This window comes from Brucella pituitosa, assembly GCF_965577835.1.
Taxonomy (GTDB): domain Bacteria; phylum Pseudomonadota; class Alphaproteobacteria; order Rhizobiales; family Rhizobiaceae; genus Brucella; species Brucella pituitosa.
On sequence record NZ_OZ264092.1, the window covers coordinates 2,261,044 to 2,284,252 of the forward strand.

Genomic DNA, 23,209 nt, shown 5'->3' on the forward strand with positions numbered 1-23,209 from the left:
CGGAACAGTCTCAAGGTGGTGTATGAAACTGGCTATTTCAAGGAAGCAGTGTTTCGGAATTTAGTTCTGGCTTTTCAGCTTTTCTGCCACTTCCATCGCAAAATAAGTCAGAATGCCATCACAGCCAGCGCGCTTGAAAGCCAGCAGGCTTTCCATCATGACCTTCTCTTCGTCGATCCAGCCGTTCATGCCTGCGGCCTTGATCATCGAATATTCGCCTGACACCTGATAGGCATAGGTCGGCAGACGGAACGTGCTTTTCAGACGATGGATGATGTCGAGATAAGGCATACCGGGCTTGACCATCAGCATGTCGGCGCCTTCGGCCACATCCTGTTCGGCCTCGCGCACCGCTTCTTCAGGGTTTGCTGGGTCGATGTAATAGGTCTTCTTGTCGCCCTTCAGCAGACCTGCCGTTCCGATTGCATCGCGATAAGGACCATAGAAGGCAGATGCGAATTTGGTCGCATAGGACATGATCGGCACATGATTGAAGCCATGGGCATCCAAGGCCTGACGAATTGCGCCGATACGGCCATCCATCATATCGGACGGTGCGATAACATCTGCACCTGCTTCAGCCTGCGCGAGCGCACCGCGCACGACCATCGCAACCGATTCATCATTGATGATCTCGCCATTGCGCAAAATGCCGTCGTGGCCATGGGTCGTGAATGGATCGAGGGCCGCGTCGGTAATGATACCGATTTCCGGCACTTCCTTCTTGATAGCCCGCACGGCGCGATTGATCAGATTGTCGGGGCTTGCAACGAAAGCACCGTCTTCGGTCTTCACTTCAGCCTTTTCACGCGGGAAGGGCGCAATGGCCGGAATGCCAAGCTTCGCAGCCTTCTCGGCCATGCGCACAGCCATATCGACCGAATAGCGCTCGACGCCTGGCATCGCATCCACGGGTTCGCTGACGCCTGTTCCATAGGTAAGGAAGAATGGCAGGATAAGATCGTTCACCGTTAGATGAGTTTCCTGCACCAGTCTTCGCGACCAATCGGCCTTGCGCATGCGGCGCAGGCGACGGCCTCCCGTCACATCATCAACGTGACCTGAAATGTTGGCAGAAGAAATGTTGGACAAACGATCAGTCATGGAAACGTTCCCGAGAGAATAAAGCTTGGGAATCTAACGGTTCGGAAGCTTGTTATCAGATGGCCACGGTTTATCACGGGAAAAGTGGCTAAACCAAGCACAATGGCCTGTGCAGGATTGACGCGGGGCTTCTCAGTTTCTACCCATTTAATCAAACGGGAGAAACGACATGCAGATTGACTTCGGTGGCGGTAGCGAAATCGGCTTTGAACGCAAGGGCAAGGCAGGGCTTGTCAAGCTAACGCGCACATCTGCGCTCAACGCGCTCACGCATAATATGATTCTTACTCTCGACCGCGCGCTTCAAGCCTGGGAAGCCGATCCAGACGTCGCCTGTGTGATTCTTGAGGGTGAGGGCCGTGCCTTCTGCGCTGGCGGCGATGTGGTTGCGGCCTACAAGGCGGGACAGAATGGCACGCCTGCATTCGATTTTTTCCGTGACGAATATCGTCTCAATGCGCGCATCGGACGTTTTCCAAAGCCATATATTTCGTTGTTGAACGGTATTGTGATGGGCGGAGGTGCAGGTATTTCTGTGCATGGTTCCCATCGTATCGTGACCGAAAACACACTTTTCGCGATGCCTGAAACTGGAATTGGCTTTTTCCCGGATGTAGGCGGAAGTGCTTTCCTTCCACATTTGCATGACAATTTCGGATATTATCTGGCGCTGACCGGAAATCGCGTTCGCTGGGGCGATTGCCTGCAAAGCGGTATTGCTACCCATGCAGTCGCTGTGAATGATCTTGATGATCTGCGCGACGACCTCATCGCAACGGCTGATGTCGATACGGCATTGGCACGCTGCCAGTATCCGGATTTTGAAACTCCTGTGGAAATGCGGCAGTTGATTGAAGCAAGTTTTGCTCACGCTACACTTACTGAATGTGTTGCGGCTCTGGAAAAGTCGGCCGCAGCTGGCAGCAAGCATGCCAACGATATTCTCACTGTTTTAGCAACACGTTCGCCGACAAGTGTCGCAGTCACGTTTCGCCAGATTGCCGATGGGCGAGCTCTCGATCTGGATGATTGTATGCGGATGGAATATCGCATCGCATCGCGTATGCTTGAGGCACATGATTTTTACGAAGGTGTGCGGGCTGTCCTGATAGACAAGGATGGTGCGCCTGCCTGGAAGCCAGATTCAATCGAAGATGTGAAGCCGGAAATGGTGAGCGCGTATTTTGCAAATCTTGGCGAGAGGGAACTGAGCTTTTGATGCGTCAGGATGAGTTGCACCAGCATTTACAGCCCAGTGGTGCTGAGTGGTCTTTTGTCTGGTTCATGCGGCTGATCGCATTGGCTGCTCTGGCCAGTGGTGTTTTTTACTGGATAAAACTGATCGGTATTCAGCCGGGATTGCTGTGGCGCTTCGATCTCATGCCATGGCAGTGGCAGACTGCATCTGTAGCACTTGCTCTTCTCATGCCCGTTGCAGCGACAGGCCTCTGGATGCGCGCCCCATGGGGTGCTGTATTGTGGTTTGTTGCGGCAATTGGCGAAATCGCCATCTATTCCGTCTTTGCGCGCCACTTTGAATATAAGCCAATTACCGTCGGGTTTAATGCGGTTTGCATCGTTGTCTATATCATTTTCCGTGTGGTGCTTTTCCTGGAGAAAAAGCGGCAATCACGTATGGGGCCACGTATGGGAATTGCCAGCTGAAATTATTGCCTAGTATGCCGAACCCGAAATTCGTCACACCATAAAGCGACAGTTGGAACGAATTTCGGGTTCCAAGCCATACTAGTATAATATTGAATCTAGTGGATTTTACGAATTTGACGTTTGAAACAGCATTTATGTCAGGCGGGATTCAAACGTCAAATTCAATCCACCAGTAACAGAACATTAAGCCTGAAACTGCATTTCCTTTGGTAAGCTACTGTTAAGGCTGACTTTTAATTCGAATTTTATGCATCTCTCCTAAAGTCCTCTCATGAACGGTGAGAAAATACACCGCATAAAACAGGACAAAGAGAGCGACCTCATGAAAGGTTGCTCCGACAGAGAGGCAAAAGAAATGATCAATGCACAGCACAGAATGGATGCATCTGCTCCGCTTTTGAATCCCGAAGCAGCTCTCCGCACGCTTTATCTCGAAGCTCTTCAGCTGGTTGAGCGTCTGCATCGTCGTCTGCTCGACGTTATCAAGGACGAATTCGACCGCAATGGACGCAGCGATATCAATGCAACGCAGGCGTTGCTCCTGTTCAATATCGGCAATTCAGAACTGACAGCTGGCGAACTGCGTTCGCGCGGCTATTATCTGGGCTCGAATGTCTCTTATAATCTCAAAAAGCTGGTCGAGATGGGCTTTATCCATCATGAGCGTTCCAGCACTGACCGTCGTTCGGTTCGCGTGAGCCTGACCGATAAGGGCAATGAGATTGCCGATCAGGTGCAGGCTCTTTATCAGCGCCACATTGCGTCCATTGAGCAGGTGGGCGGAATTCAGGTGGAAGAGTTCACCGCAATGAACCGTTCGCTCCAGCGTCTTGATCGCTTCTGGAATGACAGCATTGCTTACCGGCTCTAACAGGTTGTTGCAGAACGGTCACAATTAGTATGATTTGTTCATGGAACTTCATGATTGCGAGCTATTTCAGCATGGCCTGACTTGAAATTGGTTCTCCGCGACATGAATAAGCCATAAAAATCGACATAAGCGAATATACAGCGCATAATTTAGAGCTATCTGCAGATGCAGCGCATCTGGGCGCAACCTGTTAGCCTTTGGGACCAAATCTATGACCAAAACCGACAAGAAGACGCAAGCTTTCAATGTAGGTCGTCGCAGCTTCCTGCGTGGCGCAGCAACTGCCGGTCTTACCGTCGCTGCTTCGGCAATGGTTCCAGCAGCTTTTGCCCAGCAGCAGGGTTTAAATGATATTCTTGCCGCACCCCGCCGTGGCAACTGGGATGACCAGTTTGATGCCCGTGCGACAGGTGGTCAGAAAGTTGCAACCAATCAGCCGGTTCTCAGCCAGCAGACTGTTGGTAATCTTCAGTCAGCGATTGCCCAATATACCGATATAGCAGGCCGCGGTGGCTGGCCACAGGTTCCCGGCAATGCGAAGCTGCAACTGGGTGCGAATGCGCAGTCGGTGCAGGCTCTGCGTCAGCGTCTTATTGTTTCTGGTGATCTTCCGCGCGAAGCAGGTGTTTCCGGCGCGTTCGATACTTATGTTGATGCAGCCGTCAAGCGCTTCCAGTCGCGTCATGGTCTGCCAGCTGATGGCGTTATGGGCCAGTTTACCTATGCTGCCATGAATGTGGACGCCAATACGCGTCTTGGACAGCTGCAAACCAACCTTCAGCGCCTTTCGGGCATGGCTGCTACAAGCCAGTCAGAGCAGCGCTTTGTGATGGTCAACATTCCGGCTGCTCGTATTGAGGCAGTCGAGGGCGGCAACGTTTCTCAGCGTCATACCGCTGTCGTCGGTAAAATCGACCGTCAGACACCGATCCTCAACTCGAAGATCCATGAAGTTATTCTCAATCCTTACTGGACGGCACCAAAGTCGATCATCCAGAAGGATATTATTCCGCTGATGCGGAAAAACCCGCAATATCTGGCAAACAACAAGATCCGTCTCTACAACGCGCAGGGACAGGAAGTTCCGCCGGAAAGCGTTGACTGGAACACGGATGATGCCGTCAAGCTGATGTTCCGTCAGGACCCGGGCAAGATCAACGCGATGTCCTCGACGAAGATCAACTTCCACAATCAGCATGCCGTTTACATGCACGACACCCCGCAGAAGAGCTATTTCAACAAGCTCATGCGTTTCGATTCGTCTGGCTGTGTCCGTGTGCAGAATGTTCGTGACCTCGATGTCTGGCTGTTGAAGAACACTGCAGGCTGGGATCGTCAGAACATCGAGAACACCATTAAATCAGGCGTTAACACGCCTATTCAGGTGTCTGATCCTGTGCCGCTGCATTTCGTTTACATTACAGCATGGTCGACCGGCGATGGTGTGGTGCAGTTCCGCGACGATATCTACAAGATGGATGGCGCAACCGAACTGGCTCTCGGCACTGATACCTGATCTGAATTCACTTACAAAAAAAGCCGTCCGGACCCGTTTCGGACGGCTTTTTTATTGGGGGGAATACTCCAAGCTACGTCATGCCGCATTTTGGAAGATGCTTTTCGCTTAAGCGCCATTGGCCTTGCCAATCGAAGTGTGATACTGCGCCTCATATCATATAGCTATCACCGGCTAACCCGGAGGGTGTGAAACATGTCGCAAGCCAATACCGCTTTTTTCAACGCAACTCTTGAAGAAATCGATGCCGATATTTTCGGTGCGATCCGTAACGAACTCGGTCGTCAGCGTCATGAAATCGAGCTGATCGCCTCGGAAAATATTGTTTCGCGTGCGGTTCTTGAAGCTCAGGGTTCCATCCTCACCAACAAATATGCTGAAGGTTATCCGGGTAAGCGCTATTACGGCGGTTGCCAGTATGTTGACGTGGTTGAAGAACTGGCAATCGAACGCGCGAAGAAGCTGTTTGGTGCAGAATTCGCCAACGTGCAGCCAAACTCCGGCAGCCAGATGAATCAGGCCGTGTTCCTGGCGCTTCTGCAGCCGGGCGACACTTTCATGGGCCTCGACCTCAATTCGGGTGGCCACCTGACGCACGGTTCGCCAGTCAACATGTCGGGCAAGTGGTTCAATGTTGTTTCCTATGGCGTTCGTGAAGACGATCATCTTCTGGACATGGAAGAAATTGCGCGCCTTGCACGTGAACACAAGCCAAAGTTGATTCTTGCTGGCGGTACTGCCTATTCCCGTATCTGGGACTGGAAGCGCTTCCGTGAGATCGCCGACGAAGTTGGTGCATATCTGATGGTCGACATGGCTCACATCGCCGGTCTGGTTGCCGGTGGTGTGCATCCATCACCAATTCCACATGCTCATGTTTGCACCACGACGACTCACAAGTCGCTTCGCGGCCCACGCGGCGGTATGATCCTGACCAATGATCCTGATCTGGCGAAGAAGTTCAATTCGGCTGTCTTCCCTGGTCTGCAGGGCGGCCCGCTGATGCATGTAATTGCTGGTAAGGCAGTTGCTTTCGCGGAAGCTCTGAAGCCGGAATTCAAGGTCTATGCTCAGAACGTTGTCGACAATGCGCGTGCGCTTTCGGACGAACTGAAGTCGCAGGGCCTCGACATCGTTTCAGGCGGTACTGACAACCACCTGATGCTGGTTGATCTGCGTCCGAAGAATGCGACGGGCAAGCGCGCTGAAGCAGCTCTCGGCCGCGCAAATGTCACCTGTAACAAGAACGGCATTCCATTCGACCCGGAAAAGCCATTCGTAACGTCGGGTGTTCGTCTTGGTACGCCTGCTGGCACGACCCGCGGCTTTGGCAAAGCTGAATTCAAGGAAATCGGTTCGCTGATCGCGGAAGTACTTGATGGTCTCAAGGTTGCAAATTCCGATGAAGGCAATGCAGCCGTTGAAGCAGCTGTTAAGGCGAAGGTCATTACACTGACCGACCGTTTCCCTATGTACGGGTATCAGGGCTAAAACCCTTCAAATTTTGATGAAGCCCCGTTCAACCTTGTTGAGCGGGGCTTTTTCATATCTGTCTCAATTAGGCGGCATTCGCCTGATGGGTTATCATTTGAAGGAATCAACAGAGCATTTCCTGCAAAAGGCGTGAGCTTTTTGCGTAGGACAATGCGAAAGAGAAATAATTGGAGCGTTTCCTGCTATTCAATCAAAATAGGAAACACTCGTTCAGTTGAAAGAGTGCCATGCGTTGTCCCTACTGCCAATCTGAAGACACTCAAGTGAAAGATTCCCGCCCTGCGGAAGATGGCGCGGTTATTCGCAGGCGTCGCGTCTGTTCAGTGTGTGGCGGGCGGTTTACGACGTTTGAACGCGTGCAACTGCGTGATCTTATGGTCGTGAAGAAGAGCGGTCGCCGTGTGCCTTTTGATCGCGACAAGCTTACCCGCTCCATCGACGTGGCCTTGCGCAAACGTGATGTGGATATCGACAGAATCGAGCGTGCCATCTCCGGCATTGTGCGACAGCTGGAAAGTTCTGGCGAGGCGGAAGTGACGTCTGATGAAATTGGTCGGTTGGCGATGGACGCGCTCAAGGGTGTCGACGATATTGCCTATATCCGTTTCGCATCGGTTTATCGCAATTTCAGCAAGGCCGTTGATTTCCACAATGTGATTGACGAGCTGACGACGACCGAGAATGAACGCGATCCGGACGCATAATATGAGCCGCTTGGAATTCCCGCATGCCAATGTGACCTCGGATGATCTCCGTTTCATGGAAGCAACCATCCGTTATGCACGCCGTAATAAAGGTCTGACAGGCACCAACCCCTCCGTTGGCACGATAATCGTCAAGGATGGCGTTATCGTCGGGCGAGGTGTAACGGCGGTTGGCGGGCGACCGCATGCAGAGCCACAGGCGCTGGCAGATGCTGGCGAAGCGGCACGCGGAGCAACCGCTTATGTTTCTCTCGAACCATGCGCTCATCACGGTCGCACACCGCCTTGTGCAGAGGCACTGGTACGCGCTGGCGTTGCGCGGGTATTCGTTGCGGCTACTGATCCCGATGAAAGAGTAAGTGGAAAAGGTTTTGCCATTCTGCGTGAAGCGGGCATCGAGGTCTTGCCTGGCATCCTGTCCGATAAGGCTGCGGACGATCTCGCGGGCTATCTGAATCGATCTTCTAAAAAACGCCCGGAAGTGATTCTGAAACTTGCACTTTCTGCCGATGGCTTCATCGGGAAAAAAGGTGAAGGACAGGTCGCAATTACCGGCCCGATTTCACGCGCGCAATCACATATTCTGCGGTCGCAGACCGATGTGATCCTTGTTGGCGTCGATACGGCAATCGCCGATGATCCCATCCTCAACTGCCGCCTCCCGGGCCTGGAGCAACGTTCCCCGATCCGCCTTGTGCTCGATAGCGGCTTGAAGCTGCCACTCGATTCAAAGCTTGTACGCAGTTCTGAGGCCATTCCACTATGGCTGGCGTGCTGCGAACATGTAGCGTCTGAACGGCGTTATGAAATGCAGGCAGCAGGATGCCGGATCGTTGCTGCGGAAAGCGATGGTGGGCATATCGCCCTCCCGGAACTGATGGACGATCTTGCAGCACAGGGCATTTCTTCCGTTCTGGTTGAAGGTGGCGCCAGCGTTGCCAAGAATTTCCTGAAGGAAAAGCTGGTTGATCGGCTTGTCCTTTTCCATTCGCCTGTGGAAATCGGCGCAACAATTGGGGTTGCTGTCACGGATCTGCAATCCCATATTGATAATGAATTTACTATTTTGCGCAGAGCGCAGTACGGCGACGATGCCTGTATCGAGTATGTAAGGAACGCGTAATGTTTACTGGGATTGTCACCGACATCGGTAAAGTGGATCGTATCAAACCGCTGAATGAAGGCGTACTGCTGCGCATTGAAACGATATACGATCCTGAAACAATCGAACTCGGTGCTTCTATTTCATGTTCCGGCGTGTGCCTTACCGTAGTGGCTTTGCCGGAAAAAGGCACCAATGCGCGTTGGTTTGAAGTTGAAGCATGGGAAGAAGCTCTTCGCCTGACCACCATCTCAAAATGGGAAAATGGCACACGCATTAATCTTGAGCGTTCGCTTAAGCTTGGCGATGAAATGGGCGGTCATCTGGTGTCCGGACATGTCGATGGGCAGGCGGAAATCGTTGCGCGCAAGGACGAGGGCGATGCAGTCCGTTTCACTCTGCGCGTGCCGGAAGAGCTTGCGCCTTTTATTGCTCAAAAAGGTTCTGTTGCGCTTGATGGCACGTCGCTGACGGTCAATGGCGTGAATGGAAACGAGTTCGATGTTCTGCTCATTCGCCACTCATTGGAAGTCACCACTTGGGGTGATCGTCAGACGGGAGATAAGATCAATATCGAGATCGATCAGCTTGCACGTTATGCAGCAAGGCTTGCGCAATATCAGAAATAAGCTTAGAGCCTAAGAACCCTAAGCTATTTTCTGAATTTAGCGTTGACCGCAGGATTTGCGGTCCGCGATTTCTGTCATGGAGTTTCTCATGTCCAAGCACGAGGCGCATGCGCCGCACCTGCTCATTGTCGAAGCGCGTTTCTATGAGGATTTGTCCGATGCGCTTCTCGATGGCGCAAAGGCGGCTCTTGATGCGGCTGGCGCAACATATGATGTTGTGACAGTGCCCGGCGCACTTGAAGTGCCTGCGACTATTTCTTTTGCCCTTGATGGTGCCGAAAATGGCGGCACCGAGTATGATGGCTTTGTCGCACTTGGCACAGTCATCCGCGGCGAAACCTATCATTTCGATATTGTTGCCAATGAATCCTGCCGCGCTCTGACCGATCTTTCGGTTGAGGAAGGACTCGCAATCGGCAATGGTATCCTAACGGTCGAAAACGACGAACAGGCGTGGGTGCGTGCGCGTCGTGAAGACAAGGACAAGGGCGGCTTTGCTGCTCGTGCAGCGCTGACCATGATCGATCTGCGTAAGAAATTCGGAGCCTGAGACGATGACTTCTTCTTCTGAAGGCCGTTCCGCACCGAACGCCCCACGATCTGCAAACAAGCGCGGCGTTGCCCGTCTGGCCGCCGTGCAGGCGCTTTACCAGATGGATGTCGCCGGTACGGGCGTCATGGAAGTTGTGGCTGAATATGAGGCACATCGTCTTGGCAAGGAAGTGGACGGTATGCAGTATCTCGATGCTGATCCACAATGGTTCCGCGGTATTGTTGCAGGTGTCGTCGATAATCAGCTTACGCTGGATCCACTGATCCACCATGCACTGACTGAGGACTGGCCGCTTTCACGCCTCGATTCGACCTTGCGCGCAATTTTGCGTGCAGGTGCCTGGGAATTGAAGACCCGCAAAGACGTGCCAACAGCTGTGATCGTTTCCGAATATGTGGATATTGCCAAGGCGTTCTACACGGAAGACGAGCCGAAGCTGGTTAATGCCGTACTTGATCGTCTTGCCTTTGAGCTGCGCGGCGAAAGCCGCGGTACAAAGCCGCGCGGCAAGTAATAGTCAGCGGATCATGAGAACTGAAAAAGGCTGCGAGAAATCGCAGCCTTTTTGGTTTGTTCACCGACAAACTACGGCTTGACCTTTTAAGGCAGCTTCCGCATGTTGAGCCTGCGGCATTGAGAATGCTGAAATGCAGAAACTTCTGCCAAATATTTGATTTCAGGCAGATGTTTCGAGAACTAAAAACAAATAAGAATTAGCCGATGAAGCCCGGTGAAGAGTCGGTTTCAGGCACTTCCATGCCGCCAGTCCTGGCCCGGGGAGGGGTTTTCGGGTCTTTTATGCGCCGATGTGTGCAGGTAATCGCAACTCATTTGTGAGCGATCTGCTTGTGGCTGGCGCGAGCTCAATGGGAGTTGGCCTAAATGGGAATTGGAGTTCTTCTTCTCGTCATTGCCTGCGGTGTCGTTTCCGTTCTTTTTGCCGTATGGGCGATTCGCTCGGTGCTTGCGGCCGATCAGGGCACGCCGCGTATGCAGGAAATCGCCGGCGCTATCCGTGAAGGCGCGTCCGCCTACCTCACACGACAATATTCCACGATCGCCCTTGTTGGCGTCGTCGTCTTTCTGGCAGTCTGGTATTTGCTGTCGATTACTGCAGCTATCGGTTTTTTCATCGGGGCTGTTCTCTCCGGTTTGACCGGATTTATCGGCATGCATGTTTCAGTCCGTGCAAATGTACGAACTGCACAAGCCGCTTCCCTAAGCCTTGCTGGCGGATTGGAACTCGCGTTCAAATCTGGCGCTATTACCGGCATGCTTGTCGCTGGCCTCGCGCTGCTCGGTGTATCCGTCTATTATTTGATTCTAACAGCCTGGATGGGCTACTCGCCATCTGACCGTACAGTGATCGATGCACTTGTGGCGCTCGGTTTTGGTGCCTCGCTGATTTCGATCTTCGCCCGTCTGGGCGGCGGCATCTTCACCAAGGGTGCTGATGTCGGCGGCGATCTGGTTGGTAAGGTCGAGGCGGGCATCCCCGAAGACGATCCACGTAATCCTGCAACTATTGCCGATAATGTGGGAGACAATGTCGGCGACTGTGCGGGCATGGCGGCGGACTTGTTCGAGACCTATGCAGTCACTGTTGTTGCGACAATGGTTCTGGGTGCGATCTTCTTCAACGGCTCCGATGTGCTTTCAAGCGTCATGCTCTATCCGCTAGCCATTTGCGGCGCGTGTGTGCTGACCTCGATTGCAGGCACCTTCTTTGTGAAGCTTGGCGTCAATGGCTCAATTATGGGCGCGCTTTACAAAGGTCTCATTGCAACCGGACTTCTGTCCATTGTGGGCCTGGTAGTTGCCAACACGCTGACAATTGGCTGGGGTGAAATCGGCACTGTTGCAGGAATGACGATTACAGGCACCAATCTCTTTATCTGTGGCCTGATTGGTCTCCTTGTCACGGGCCTGATCGTGGTGATTACGGAATATTATACCGGCACCAACAAACGCCCGGTCAATTCCATCGCGCAGGCTTCCGTTACCGGCCATGGCACAAACGTTATTCAGGGGCTGGCCGTTTCGCTGGAATCGACCGCTTTGCCTGCGATTGTCATCGTTGGCGGCATTATTGGTACCTACCAGCTGGCGGGCTTGTTTGGCACTGCAATCGCTGTGACGGCCATGCTGGGCATTGCCGGTATGATTGTGGCACTCGATGCTTTTGGCCCGGTGACCGATAATGCGGGTGGCATTGCGGAAATGGCCGGGCTCGACCCCGAAGTCCGCAAATCAACCGATGCGCTGGATGCTGTTGGTAACACGACCAAGGCCGTCACAAAGGGTTATGCGATTGGTTCGGCAGGTTTGGGTGCTCTGGTGCTGTTCGCAGCTTACTCCAACGATCTGGCTTATTTTGCCGCGAACGGCCAAACCTATCCATATTTTGCCGATATGGGGCCGGTTTCCTTTGAACTGTCCAACCCATATGTGGTTGCGGGTCTGATCTTTGGTGGCTTGATTCCATACCTCTTCGGCGGCATGGCTATGACGGCCGTGGGGCGGGCAGGAAGTGCGGTAGTGCAGGAAGTACGACGTCAGTTCCGTGAGAAGCCCGGCATCATGACGGGGCAGGAACGTCCGGATTACGCGCGCGCAGTCGATCTTCTGACCAAAGCAGCAATTCGCGAAATGATTATCCCATCACTGCTGCCGGTTTTGGCGCCACTCGTCGTCTATTTCGGTGTGCTGCTCATTTCAGGCTCAAAAGCAGCAGCCTTTGCAGCGCTTGGTGCGTCGCTCCTGGGCGTCATCATCAACGGATTGTTCGTGGCTATATCCATGACATCGGGTGGTGGAGCATGGGACAATGCCAAGAAGAGCTTTGAGGATGGCTTTACCGATGCCGATGGCGTGAAGCACATGAAGGGGTCGGAAGCGCACAAGGCTTCCGTAACCGGTGATACCGTCGGCGATCCTTACAAGGATACCGCGGGCCCAGCGGTCAACCCTGCAATCAAGATCACCAATATCGTGGCGCTCTTGCTGCTGGCGGTGCTGGCACATACGGCTTAGAGCATTTCCAGCAAAAGTGGGAACCAGTTTTGCGTTCGGAAATGCGTAAAAATAAATAGTTAGAGTGGTTCTAACGATTCAACATCAATTGGAACCGCTCTGATGTGAACCGCAGAAATAAAAAGCCCGGCAAACCGCCGGGCTTTTTTGTGAATTTTGTAGCAAATCAGTTGTTTGCGCCGCCTACCGCACCCGGCAAGGATGTTGGAGCCTTGCCAACACCCTGAATGATCTGACCGATAAAGGTCTGATCCTTGCCGCCCGTTGGTGTCGTGCGCGACACGAAATCGAACAGCTTGCCATCCTGGAGGCCGTAATTGGCAATATTGCTGACCTTACCGTCCTTGTCGAAGTAAACAGCAAGGATATGGCGGTCGATGATCTTCGGCTTCATGAACTGTGCCGCACGGTAGCGCTTCTGCGAAATGTAATAAAACACTTCATTGTCGAAGGTTGCCGTGGTGGACGGTGTGCCGAGTGCGAGAAGCACCTGTTCACGGCTGGAGCCAACCGGAACCGAATCAAGCGCCTCCTGATCGAGCACATAACCCTCTGTAAGCGTTTCCGACGGATTTAGCGTGGATGCAGTGTTACATCCGGCAAGAGCCGCCGAAAAGAGAATTGCTGTGCCTGCGAGAAGGGCACGCTGTTTGCGTGCGCTTGGGAAAATTCGCTGCAACAAAGACCTCTCCATACATTCTATATCAGCGCGGCACTTTCGCCGTCAGGAGAACTTCGGTAAACCACCTTGCTTCTGGATGCAACAAGTACGGTCGTATACGAATGATTCTTCGACTTTTTCGCCGCAAAAACAAAGCAAATGAGACAGTTGTGCTTCGCGTTTACGAGACGATCGTGGCGGCGGCGCGGCAAAAGCGTTTTTATGCACAATTTCAGGTGCCTGATACGCCATTAGGTCGTTACGAGATGCTTTCGGTTCATATTTTCTTGTCTCTTCATCGCATGAAGGGCGAAAATTCTGTGCTGATGCCGCTTGCGCAAGACATCGCAGACGAATTTTTCAAGGATGTGGATCATTCTTTGCGAGAATTGGGAATCGGTGATCAAGGCGTTCCCAAGCGTATGAAGAAGCTCGCGCGCATGTTTTACGGGCGCGTCAGTTCGTATGGTACGGCACTGGATGCCGATGACAAAAACGCGTTGGCTATCGCTTTGACGCGAAACATTCAGCCTGATCTCGAATTCTGGCCACATGCTCACTATCTGAGTGAATATGTATTTGCCTGCCGTGATCGGTTGGCAGAGATTGAAAACAGTGCTTTGGCAGCAGGCGACATATCCTTTATGGATGCTGACGAAATGATGCTTACGCCAATTGATAGTACAAAAGAGGCAAACGAGAATGACTGACAAACCGGCGCTGACCTATCCCGTTCCGGTTCTTCATCTGCCCCAGAAGGGCTTAACGGTGAAGATCGGGACAAACGACAGGGAAAGAGCAGCATTGGCAGCCGAACATGGCCTCCAGGCTGTGAATTCTTTTGACGCTGAGTTTTTGCTGACGCAGTGGAAAAAGAACGGCATTCGCCTGCGTGGCACCATCAATGCAGAAATCGTGCAGTCTTGCGTTGTGACGCTGGAACCCATCAATGCTACGGTTTCTGAAGAAGTGGACACGATTTTCGTACCAGAAAATTCACGCCTGGCTAAAATTCAGCTCGATGAAAGCGGCGAGTTGCTGTTGGATGCTGACGGCGCAGATATTCCCGAGACGTTTGTCGGCGATAAGATTGATATTGGCGCTGTTGCTGAAGAGTTTTTTGAACTCGCACTTGATCCATATCCGCGCAAGCCGGGTTTGCCCGATGACGCTGAACCGGCCGTTTTCGGTGACGTGGAAGAGGAAGAGAAGCCTGATTCGCCTTTTGCCAAGCTTTCGGAATGGCAGAATAAGCCGTGATTTAACCGATGCTTGAGAGAATCTGGTTGTGCGCGACCGGAAAAACACTATTTTCGCGGAAAACCCCTCTGCTTTCAGACAGGCAGGATTGGGGAAAGGGATCGCACAGGAATAATCAATAGTGATAAAAATTTCGATTGACGCCATGGGCGGTGATTTTGGCCCAGAAGTGGTCATCCCCGGCGCGGCGAAGGCACTTGAACGCCATCCTGACATCCGGTTCATTTTCTTCGGGCTGGCCGGTCAGGTTGAGCCTGTATTGGCACGTTACCCGAAACTGCAGGCAGCATCTGAATTCCGCGCCAGTCAGGTTGCGGTCAGAATGGATGATAAGCCGAGTCAGGCGCTTCGTTCCGGTCGCGGCAAGTCTTCCATGTGGCAGGCGATCGAAGCCGTAAAGACCGGTGATGCCGATGTCTGTGTTTCAGCCGGAAACACTGGTGCGCTTATGGCCATGTCAAAGTTCTGTCTGCGCATGTTGTCCGATGTAGAGCGCCCGGCTATTGCGGCTATCTGGCCGACTTTGCGCGGTGAATGTATTGTGCTGGATGTCGGTGCGACTATCGGTGCCGATGCGCGCCAACTCGTGGATTATGCGGTGATGGGCGCGGGTATGGCGCGCGCGCTTTTCGAGATAAAAAAGCCAACGGTTGGCCTGCTTAACGTCGGTACAGAAGAAGTTAAAGGCCTCGACGAGATCAAGGAAGCTGCCCAGATTCTGCGCGATACACCGCTGGAGGGGTTGCAATATACCGGCTTTGTTGAAGGCAACGGTATCGGCAAAGGGGCTGTTGATGTGGTCGTGACAGAGGGCTTCACGGGTAATGTTGCACTGAAAACGGCTGAAGGTACGGCGCAACAAATGGCGCAACTGCTCCGTCAGGCGATGACCCGCACATGGCTTGCGAAGATTGGGTATATTTTTGCAAAGGGCGCATTTGACCGCATTCGCGAAAAAATGGACCCGAACAAGGTGAATGGTGGCGTGTTGCTTGGCATGACCGGTGTTGTGATCAAAAGTCATGGCGGTGCCACCGCCGAAGGTTTCTGCTCAGCAGTCGAAGTTGGGTATGACATGGTACGCAACAAGCTTCTTGAAAAGATTGAAGCCGATCTGGCTCATTTCCACCACAGTCATCCGCATGCTGTGTCCAATGACGGCAGCGAAGCAGCCAAGTGATTGTTAGCCCTTTAAATTGGGTGTGAATGTAGACCGGTAAGCGTGCGACTGATGTGGTCAGGCTAGAGCAGTTTCAGAAAAAGTGAGGACCGATTTTTCGCCCGAAACTTCGATAAAGCAAAACGAAACTGCGATAAAACAAAACGATAGAGCGGCTCTTCCGGTTCAGGGAAAATAGAAGCCGTTCAAGGACAGGAAAAAGATGATAAGATCTGTCGTAAGAGGTATTGGTTCAGCGCTGCCTAAGCGGATCATGAAAAATGCCGATTTTGAAGGCGTGATTGAAACCTCTGACGAATGGATCGTCCAGCGCACGGGCATTCGCCAGCGCCACATCGCAGATGAAACCGAGACCACAGTATCGCTTGGTGCCGCGGCTGCGCGTGCGGCCCTTGAAAATGCTGGTCTGCAAGCTTCCGATATCGATCTGGTCCTAGTGGCAACCTCGACGCCAAATCATACATTTCCGGCAAGTGCCGTCGAAATTCAGCGCGAGTTGGGCATCACTTCAGGATTTGCGTTCGATCTTCAGGCCGTTTGCAGCGGCTTCATCTATGCCGTGACAACAGCGGACCTTTATATTCGTGGTGGCATGGCTCAGCGTGTGCTGGTCATAGGTGCGGAAACCTTCTCGCGCATTCTCGATTGGAACGATCGCACGACCTGTGTGCTGTTTGGCGACGGTGCGGGCGCATTGGTCCTTGAAGCGGGCGAGGGCAAGGGCCTGACGTCGGATCGCGGTATCCTCGCTGCGAACCTTCGTTCTGACGGCAATCACAAGGAAAAGCTTTTTGTGGACGGTGGCCCATCGACCACACAAACGGTCGGTCATCTGCGCATGGAAGGCCGTGAAGTCTTCAAGCATGCTGTGGGTATGATCACCGATGTGATTGAAGCGTCCTTTGCCGAAACAGGTCTGACTGCAGACGATATCGACTGGTTCGTACCACATCAGGCCAATAAGCGCATTATCGACGCTTCGGCCAAGAAGCTGAATATCGCCGAGGAAAAGGTGGTTATCACCGTTGACAAGCACGGCAACACATCGGCAGCTTCGGTTCCTCTGGCGCTTGCGACAGCCGCTGCAGACGGTCGCATCAAGAAGGGCGACCTTGTTCTTCTGGAGGCCATGGGCGGCGGATTTACCTGGGGCGCGGTGTTGTTGCGCTGGTAATTAGAAATTTGATGGGCCGCGAGGAAACTCGCGGCTTGACCGGACCGCGTTTATTTGTGTAACCTCCTGTCACTTAAGGATATTATCTGTTCAAACGCTAACCAGGTAGGTTCTGTTATGGGAGGTAAGACGGTCACACGCGCTGATCTGGCAGAGGCTGTTTACCGCAAGGTAGGCCTATCCAGAACTGAATCGGCGGCTCTGGTCGAGATGATCCTCGACGAAGTCTGTGACGCTATCGTAAACGGTGAAACTGTGAAATTGTCGTCATTCGCGACATTTCAGGTCCGTGACAAGAATGAGCGCATCGGCCGCAACCCGAAGACCGGTGAGGAAGTACCAATTCTTCCACGTCGCGTCATGACGTTCAAAGCGTCTAACGTTCTCAAGCAACGCATCCTCCAAGAACATCAGAAGCGCGGGTCGAAAAGCGCCAAATCGTAGTTTTTAGATGGATAGAGGTTTTTAATCTCTTTATTCTTTATTGCGTCGCCCCTTTTGGGGCGAAGTATTTCGCTTGCTTATATATCCAGTGACATCAGCAGCCTGAAATCTGTGCTTCTTCCTGTTATATATGAAGGGGTGCTTATAAAGTTCTGATATTATATAATCTACGGACAGAGCGAGTCGGTTCCCTAATATAACAATCCGAAAAGTAGGGGCTTTTCGTTCGATATTTATATGTTAAACGCCGTTCGATTATTATGATACTTTGGCCGACACGAAATTATGTGTCGATTGCCATTTGAACGATCTGGGCTGGCAGGACTCGCTGCACGGCGAGGCCAAACCACTGGAAAGGGCAAGCAGATGGACAAAAGCCCTGATGCATTCAGGACTATAAGCGAAGTAGCAGAAGATCTCGATCTTCCGCAGCATGTGCTGCGCTTCTGGGAGACGCGCTTTACCCAGATCAAACCGATGAAGCGAGGCGGCGGTCGTCGCTATTATCGTCCGCTTGATGTTGAATTGCTCAAAGGCATTCGCCACCTGCTTTATGATCAGGGTTACACTATCAAGGGTGTCCAGCGACTCCTCCGCGAAAACAATGCACAATTCATCATCGCGCTTGGCAATGGTGATGTTCAGGCTATTGAAGCCATCACGCGCCAAAAGCAGGCTGCTGCTGAAAAGCAAGCGATGGAAAGCGCCGCCGATAATGAAATGGCGCTGCCAAGCGGCATCAAAGCACCGCAACCTGCGCGCAAGCTGTTTGGCTTGTTGAAGGGTGAGGAAGACGGCCCGATTGGCGCTGACGGGAAGCGTCCATCGAAGGATAACCGTTCGCTTCTGCAGGAAGCGCTTTTCGACCTGCTGGAATGCAAACGCCTGCTGGACCAGGTTCGCTAGTAGGTCAGCTCACGCTTGCCGGGCAATAAAATGAAAAAGGGAGGCGATGCCTCCCTTTCTTTTTATCACTTACGTCGACGATAGTTTCAGGCCGATAATACCGGCCAGAATAAGTGTGACGCTGGCAACGCGGAAGAATGTTGCTGCTTCACCCAGAATGAAAATTCCGACGACGAATGCGCCAACTGCGCCAATACCGGTCCAGATTGCATAGGCTGTGCCCAAAGGCAGGGTGCGCATTGCAATCGAAAGCAGGGCGAAACTGCCGATCATCGTTACAATCGTGATGACGCTGGGCGTTAAAAGCGAAAAGCCTTCCGATTTTTTCATGAAGTAGGCCCAAACAATTTCGAGGCCACCAGCCAGTGCCAGATAGATCCATGCCATTTTAGTGCTCCTAGGTATGGGCCGTCCCAATTTTTAAGAGAACGAAAGGCCGTCCTTTCGTCAATATTGTAAATCTAGTGAGAAGGGTGCAGAGCGTCATTGAGGTACATGCAGCTCAGCATGGTAAAGACATATGCCTGAATGATAGCCATCAGCAATTCAAGTGCTGTCAGTGCGACTGTCATGGCGAGAGGCATGATGGCTGACATGAGCCCCAGCGAACCCAGACTGCCCAGTCCAACGACAAATCCGGCAAATACCTTCAGCGTGATGTGACCGGCAAGCATGACTGCAAACAGACGTACCGAATGGCTGATCGGGCGCGAAATGTAAGACATGAGTTCGATAGGAACGATAATCGGAGCGAGCATCACCGGGACGCCGGCTGGCATGAATAACCGGAAGAACTTGAAACCGTGGCGCAGCAATCCGTAAATTGTAACCGTCAGAAACACGAGCATTGCCAGCGCGAACGTGACGATGATGTGGCTTGTTACCGTGAAGGCATAAGGAAACATGCCGATGAGGTTAGCCACAAGAATGAACATGAAAAGCGAGAACACCAAGGGGAAGAATTTCATCCCGTGTTCACCTGCATTTTCACGTATAGTCTTTGATACAAACTCGTAAAGCATTTCCACCGACGACTGCCAACGACCTGGCACGACTCTACTGCGTCGCGAGGCCATGAAGAGAAAGCCTGCAGCAACTGTTACAGTCAGCAGCATGTAAAGTGCGGAATTCGTGAAAACAATCTGCTGGCCACCCACGGTGCCAAGCTCGACGATAGGTCGGATTGCAAATTGTTCTATAGGCCCGGCCATGGAGCGCCCCTCCAAATGGGGCCGTCCCCTATGCGAACACAGGCGCGGGTCGTCCCGCGCAGCCCTCAGATAGAGAATTTTTTTGCGAGCTGCAAGTCCGTGAACGAGCCGAAGCTTACGAAAAGTTAATTGTTTCGCTCTGGATCGATAAGCTTTTTACGCTATCCTTAATTACCTCAACAACTCTGGAGACAGATCGATGGCTATTTCACGGCGAAATTTTATCGTTGCAGCTTCCGCTGCAGGTGGTGGAGTAGCTTTATCGCCATTTGAAGCTTCGCAAGCTGCGGCGCAAACGCCTGTGTCGAAGGTTGAAAACTCTGGTTTTCATAGGTTTCAATTTGGCGACTTCGAAATCACGACGCTTTCTGATGGGCGCCGGGCAGGCGAAGCACCAGAGAAGACCTATGCGATCGATCAGGATCCGAAAGATGTCGCGGCCCTGCTGGAAGAAAATCTGCTTCCTACCGATCGTTTTGTGAATAGTTTTACGCCCGTTCTGATCAATACTGGCAAGGAGCTGGTTCTGTTCGATACAGGAATGGGGGCAGGAGCCCGTGAAGCAGGGCAAGGCAAATTGATCAGTGCACTGGAGGCTTCAGGCTACAAGGCGGGTGATGTTTCCCTTGTTGTTCTCAGCCATTTCCATCCCGATCATATCGGCGGTTTGATGGAGGACGGCAAACCAGCCTTTGCAAATGCACGCTATGCTGCCGGACAGAGAGAGTTTGATTTCTGGACTGATCCAGCCCGGCTCGAAAGCCCGGCAAAGACTGTCGCACAAATGGTCGAAAAGAATGTGAAGCCGTTAGCAGAAAAGACCACCTTCATCGATGATGGCAAAGAAGTGGTCCCCGGTATTCATGCTATCGGCGCTTACGGCCACACGCCGGGGCATTTGGCATTCCGGGTGGAATCGGATGGCAAATCGCTCATGCTGATTTCAGATACGGCTAACCATTCGGTTATTACCTTGCAGCGTCCCGACTGGCACGTTTCATTCGATATAGACAAGGACATGGCGGTTGAGACCAGAAAGCGCATCTTCGATATGATTGCTACCGACCGGCTGCCTTTCATTGGTTATCACATGCCATTTCCGTCGCTTGCATATCTGCAGCGTGAAGGTGAGGGCTATCGTTACATCCCGGAAACCTACCAAATTCGTAACACTTAAATCGACAGACTTGCGGTGCAAGGGGTTTCATTTTCACGAAGCTGGAAAATAAACCTTGCACCGTGGGTTGCTCTATTGTGTTTTTTCGGCTCAGAACGCGATGTTCCACCAAAGCATTGAATGAACTTTATAGTTTTAGCCTCAATCACTTATCCTGACTTATTTAAGTCGAGTGCAACCCGTGCCGACAAACTATTGGTTTACATAAAATATTTCTACTTTCCCGAAGAAAATCCCGTTATGACTGACAGGGCAAGAGCATTCTTTGATGAATAGGTATCTGACATGTCTCGTTTCGCCCATATGCTTGCCATACTAGCAGCCACCACGGGATTGATGACCGCAGAAGTTCAAGCCTGTACGCGGGTCGTCTATCACGGAGAAGCCGGTCGGACGCTCACAGGCCGAAATATGGATTTCAAAGATCCTATGGTCAGCAATTTCTGGGTGTTTCCCCGTGGAATGAAGCGCAACGGACGGGCCGGCGCACGTTCAATGGAATGGACTTCAAAGTTCGGCAGTCTTGCCGTATCCGGTTATGACATTTCAACGGTCGACGGCATGAACGAAGCTGGCCTCAATGCCAGCCTTTTGTGGCTCAATGCCACCGCGTTTCCCGAAGATGACAAGAGCACGCCCCGCATGTCGCTTGCGATTTGGGCCCAATTCTATCTTGATCAGTTCGCAACAGTCTCAGAGGCAGTCGAATATACGCGCAACAATCCTGTTCAGGTCGTGAGCGGGGAAGTGCCGGGGCGTCCCGGCAGTCTTGCCCCACTCCATTTGACGCTCTCAGATGCAACTGGCGATAGTGCCGTTCTTGAGTGGATCGACGGGGCGCTGAGTATTCATCACGATCGTTCATATCAGGTTGTCACCAACGATCCGCCATTTGATATTCAACTTGCCAATCAGAAATACTGGAGTGGGGTCAACGCGCTCAACTTTCTTCCCGGGAGTGGCCGCTCTGAAGATCGTTTCGTGCGCGCCGGTTTTTACGTAAATGCGGTGACCCAAAGCGATAACCCGCGAATTGCTGCTGCTGCGGTGTTCAGTGTGATCCGGAACGCTTCAGTGCCTTATGGCGTGAGCCTTCCTGATGCGCCGAACCTGTCCACAACTCGCTGGCGAGTGGTGGCTGATCAGAAGGCTATGTTTTTCCACGGCGAATCGGCGACATCACCCAATATTTTCTCGGTGGACATGAAGAAACTCGACTTCTCCGAGGGCGCACAAGTTCGCAAGCTTGATCTGGGTATTGATATGAGCCGCGTGCTTGTCGGAGAAGTATCAGATCAGTTCGTTCCTGCAGAACCGTTTACTTTCGAAGCGGCGGAATGAGCCACTGGATTGAAAGATCGTGGTAGGGGTTTCGGTCTCAATCCTCTGAATCTATTCATCAGCTTTCAATTTGTTATGGGACTCGATTTTTAGGCTTGCGGGAAAAGCCTTTATATTCTAGGGCTTTCTCCGGCTCGGAGCGTAGCGCAGCCCGGTAGCGCACTTGACTGGGGGTCAAGGGGTCGTGGGTTCGAATCCCGCCGCTCCGACCATTTACCCCGATAATCGAAATGCATTAATGACGCTGATGAACCGTTTGCGGTCTAGCTTGTAGCTAGGTCCCTTTTTCGGTCTTTCCTTTGCGCAACTAACATAGAATTGCGTGATGGGTGGTCTGTTATGGCTGTGTAAAACGTAACCAGCGACCGGGCGTCATTCCAAAGGCTGATTTGAAGTGCCGCGTGAAATGGCTTTGATCTGCGAAGCCGCAGGCTACGGCAATTTCCGCCAGGCTTAAGTTGCCGTCAGACAGCATACGTCGACTTTTTTCAAGCCGGCGCATAATCAGATAACGGTGCGGACTCGTTCCATGAAGTGCTCTGAAATGGCGTGATAATGTGTACCTGTCGAGGCCGGAAACGTTCTCAAGGTCGTCAGACGACACTGTGTTGTCAATATTCTCCTTAAGGTACTCGCGAGTATTCAGGATCGCGTCACGTGCAATAACTTTGGGATGTCTAATCTCTCCATCGGCATGCTTCCAGAGATTGGAGTGCAGACGTGTTATAACATCGTCGAGTAGTAGTTCATCGGGTTCGTTATTCAGATCTATAAGAACCTCGACCAACAGTTGATGAAGCATCTTGTCAGATAGTATCGGCTCTTTGACAAAAGGTAAGATATGCGTGCGATTTGACGCTGCCAGCAACAATTCCGGGGGAAAATAGAACATCCTGTAATGCAGCATGTTTTCAGAGCCTGCTGCACCGTCATGTAGTTCATCGGGGTGAATGACGATCGTATTTCCAGGAACGCTAACACGAGATTCTCCACGATAACGAAATGTCTGTACGCCGGCTAAGGTAATTCCGAGCGCATAAGTATCATGACGATGTGGGCTAAACCCCACGCCATGGAATCTCGCATCAATGCGATCAATACCCCGTTCTGTCGGAGCATGCAGAATTCGTTCAGATTTGCACAAACGTTCAATACTCAAAATATTGCGGTCCCTATTATCC

The 23,209-nt window shown here is 52.2% G+C and carries 24 protein-coding genes and 1 tRNA gene; 20 read left to right on the forward strand and 5 right to left on the reverse strand.

Annotated elements, in window-relative coordinates:
* Nucleotides 1-60 precede the first annotated feature (60 nt).
* Complete coding sequence (gene hemB, locus ACSME1_RS10900; RefSeq protein ID WP_100559320.1) at nt 61-1,104, reverse strand: porphobilinogen synthase; 1,044 nt, start codon at nt 1,102-1,104, stop codon at nt 61-63.
* A 169-nt stretch (nt 1,105-1,273) separates the two neighbouring features.
* Here hemB and ACSME1_RS10905 point away from each other — a divergent pair, with 169 nt between their 5' ends.
* From ACSME1_RS10905 to ACSME1_RS10955, 11 genes are all read left to right on the forward strand, one after another.
* Complete coding sequence (locus tag ACSME1_RS10905) at nt 1,274-2,323, forward strand: enoyl-CoA hydratase/isomerase family protein (RefSeq protein ID WP_024897414.1); 1,050 nt, start codon at nt 1,274-1,276, stop codon at nt 2,321-2,323.
* Nucleotides 2,323-2,769 carry a DUF6163 family protein gene (locus tag ACSME1_RS10910; protein ID WP_024897415.1) on the forward strand — a complete coding sequence of 149 codons (447 nt, stop codon included), beginning with the start codon at nt 2,323-2,325 and terminating at the stop codon, nt 2,767-2,769. Before ACSME1_RS10905 ends, ACSME1_RS10910 begins: the two co-directional genes overlap by 1 nt.
* Nucleotides 2,770-3,127: 358 nt before the next feature.
* Nucleotides 3,128-3,643 carry a transcriptional regulator LdtR gene (gene ldtR / locus ACSME1_RS10915; protein WP_024897416.1) on the forward strand — a complete coding sequence of 172 codons (516 nt, stop codon included), beginning with the start codon at nt 3,128-3,130 and terminating at the stop codon, nt 3,641-3,643.
* 211 nt (nt 3,644-3,854) lie between these two features.
* Complete coding sequence (locus tag ACSME1_RS10920) at nt 3,855-5,159, forward strand: L,D-transpeptidase family protein (protein ID WP_024897417.1); 1,305 nt, start codon at nt 3,855-3,857, stop codon at nt 5,157-5,159.
* A 195-nt stretch (nt 5,160-5,354) separates the two neighbouring features.
* Nucleotides 5,355-6,650, forward strand: a complete 1,296-nt coding sequence (gene glyA / locus ACSME1_RS10925) for a serine hydroxymethyltransferase (RefSeq protein ID WP_024897418.1) — start codon at nt 5,355-5,357, stop codon at nt 6,648-6,650.
* A gap of 230 nt (nt 6,651-6,880) precedes the next feature.
* Nucleotides 6,881-7,357, forward strand: a complete 477-nt coding sequence (nrdR, locus tag ACSME1_RS10930) for a transcriptional regulator NrdR (protein ID WP_024897419.1) — start codon at nt 6,881-6,883, stop codon at nt 7,355-7,357.
* Nucleotide 7,358: 1 nt separating this feature from the next.
* Nucleotides 7,359-8,480, forward strand: coding sequence for a bifunctional diaminohydroxyphosphoribosylaminopyrimidine deaminase/5-amino-6-(5-phosphoribosylamino)uracil reductase RibD (ribD, locus tag ACSME1_RS10935; protein ID WP_024897420.1), 1,122 nt, complete (start codon nt 7,359-7,361; stop codon nt 8,478-8,480).
* A complete protein-coding gene (locus ACSME1_RS10940; RefSeq protein WP_100559312.1) occupies nt 8,480-9,088 on the forward strand; it encodes a riboflavin synthase in 609 nt (202 codons plus the stop codon). Before ribD ends, ACSME1_RS10940 begins: the two co-directional genes overlap by 1 nt.
* 88 nt (nt 9,089-9,176) lie before the next feature.
* Entirely contained in the window at nt 9,177-9,638 is a 462-nt protein-coding gene (locus ACSME1_RS10945) for a 6,7-dimethyl-8-ribityllumazine synthase (RefSeq protein WP_024897422.1), read from the forward strand.
* Between the two features lie 4 nt (nt 9,639-9,642).
* Nucleotides 9,643-10,155 (forward strand): transcription antitermination factor NusB, encoded by a 513-nt coding sequence (gene nusB, locus ACSME1_RS10950; RefSeq protein ID WP_024897423.1) that lies wholly within the window; start codon nt 9,643-9,645, stop codon nt 10,153-10,155.
* A gap of 368 nt (nt 10,156-10,523) precedes the next feature.
* Nucleotides 10,524-12,674, forward strand: a complete 2,151-nt coding sequence (locus ACSME1_RS10955; RefSeq protein WP_435654921.1) for a sodium-translocating pyrophosphatase — start codon at nt 10,524-10,526, stop codon at nt 12,672-12,674.
* A gap of 166 nt (nt 12,675-12,840) precedes the next feature.
* Here the strand turns inward: ACSME1_RS10955 and ACSME1_RS10960 are convergent, their stop codons facing one another.
* Entirely contained in the window at nt 12,841-13,356 is a 516-nt protein-coding gene (locus ACSME1_RS10960) for an outer membrane protein assembly factor BamE (protein WP_024897425.1), read from the reverse strand.
* A 101-nt stretch (nt 13,357-13,457) separates the two neighbouring features.
* Here ACSME1_RS10960 and ACSME1_RS10965 point away from each other — a divergent pair, with 101 nt between their 5' ends.
* The 6 genes from ACSME1_RS10965 (at nt 13,458) to ACSME1_RS10990 (ending at nt 18,299) form a co-directional block, all read left to right on the forward strand.
* A complete protein-coding gene (locus ACSME1_RS10965; protein ID WP_024897426.1) occupies nt 13,458-14,045 on the forward strand; it encodes a ubiquinol-cytochrome C chaperone family protein in 588 nt (195 codons plus the stop codon).
* Nucleotides 14,038-14,595, forward strand: coding sequence for a YceD family protein (locus ACSME1_RS10970; RefSeq protein WP_024897427.1), 558 nt, complete (start codon nt 14,038-14,040; stop codon nt 14,593-14,595). Before ACSME1_RS10965 ends, ACSME1_RS10970 begins: the two co-directional genes overlap by 8 nt.
* Nucleotides 14,596-14,716: 121 nt before the next feature.
* Complete coding sequence (plsX, locus tag ACSME1_RS10975; RefSeq protein ID WP_024897428.1) at nt 14,717-15,775, forward strand: phosphate acyltransferase PlsX; 1,059 nt, start codon at nt 14,717-14,719, stop codon at nt 15,773-15,775.
* Between the two features lie 202 nt (nt 15,776-15,977).
* The gene (locus tag ACSME1_RS10980; protein WP_024897429.1) at nt 15,978-16,949 is read left to right on the forward strand and encodes a beta-ketoacyl-ACP synthase III; all 972 of its coding nucleotides are present in this window, start codon (nt 15,978-15,980) and stop codon (nt 16,947-16,949) included.
* A gap of 117 nt (nt 16,950-17,066) precedes the next feature.
* Nucleotides 17,067-17,393 carry an integration host factor subunit alpha gene (locus ACSME1_RS10985; protein WP_024897430.1) on the forward strand — a complete coding sequence of 109 codons (327 nt, stop codon included), beginning with the start codon at nt 17,067-17,069 and terminating at the stop codon, nt 17,391-17,393.
* 366 nt (nt 17,394-17,759) lie between these two features.
* A complete protein-coding gene (locus ACSME1_RS10990) occupies nt 17,760-18,299 on the forward strand; it encodes a MerR family transcriptional regulator (protein ID WP_024897431.1) in 540 nt (179 codons plus the stop codon).
* Nucleotides 18,300-18,368: 69 nt separating this feature from the next.
* Here ACSME1_RS10990 and sugE read toward each other — a convergent pair whose 3' ends face one another.
* Nucleotides 18,369-18,686: a quaternary ammonium compound efflux SMR transporter SugE gene (sugE, locus tag ACSME1_RS10995; protein ID WP_024897432.1), complete on the reverse strand. Its 318-nt coding sequence runs from the start codon at nt 18,684-18,686 to the stop codon at nt 18,369-18,371.
* Nucleotides 18,687-18,760: 74 nt separating this feature from the next.
* A complete protein-coding gene (locus tag ACSME1_RS11000) occupies nt 18,761-19,510 on the reverse strand; it encodes a F0F1 ATP synthase subunit A (RefSeq protein ID WP_105706770.1) in 750 nt (249 codons plus the stop codon).
* Between the two features lie 199 nt (nt 19,511-19,709).
* Between ACSME1_RS11000 and ACSME1_RS11005 the strand changes: the two genes are divergently transcribed.
* The 3 genes from ACSME1_RS11005 to ACSME1_RS11015 all read left to right on the forward strand — a co-directional run bounded on the left by ACSME1_RS11005 (nt 19,710) and on the right by ACSME1_RS11015 (nt 22,240).
* Nucleotides 19,710-20,687, forward strand: a complete 978-nt coding sequence (locus ACSME1_RS11005) for an MBL fold metallo-hydrolase (protein WP_105706768.1) — start codon at nt 19,710-19,712, stop codon at nt 20,685-20,687.
* Between the two features lie 285 nt (nt 20,688-20,972).
* Nucleotides 20,973-22,028 carry a linear amide C-N hydrolase gene (locus ACSME1_RS11010; protein ID WP_024897435.1) on the forward strand — a complete coding sequence of 352 codons (1,056 nt, stop codon included), beginning with the start codon at nt 20,973-20,975 and terminating at the stop codon, nt 22,026-22,028.
* Nucleotides 22,029-22,163: 135 nt separating this feature from the next.
* Nucleotides 22,164-22,240: transfer RNA gene (locus ACSME1_RS11015), tRNA-Pro, on the forward strand.
* 125 nt (nt 22,241-22,365) lie between these two features.
* On the opposite strand, the gene ACSME1_RS11020 is transcribed toward ACSME1_RS11015, so the two are convergent.
* Nucleotides 22,366-23,187, reverse strand: a complete 822-nt coding sequence (locus ACSME1_RS11020; RefSeq protein ID WP_235822331.1) for an AraC family transcriptional regulator — start codon at nt 23,185-23,187, stop codon at nt 22,366-22,368.
* Between the last annotated feature and the right edge of the window lie 22 nt (nt 23,188-23,209).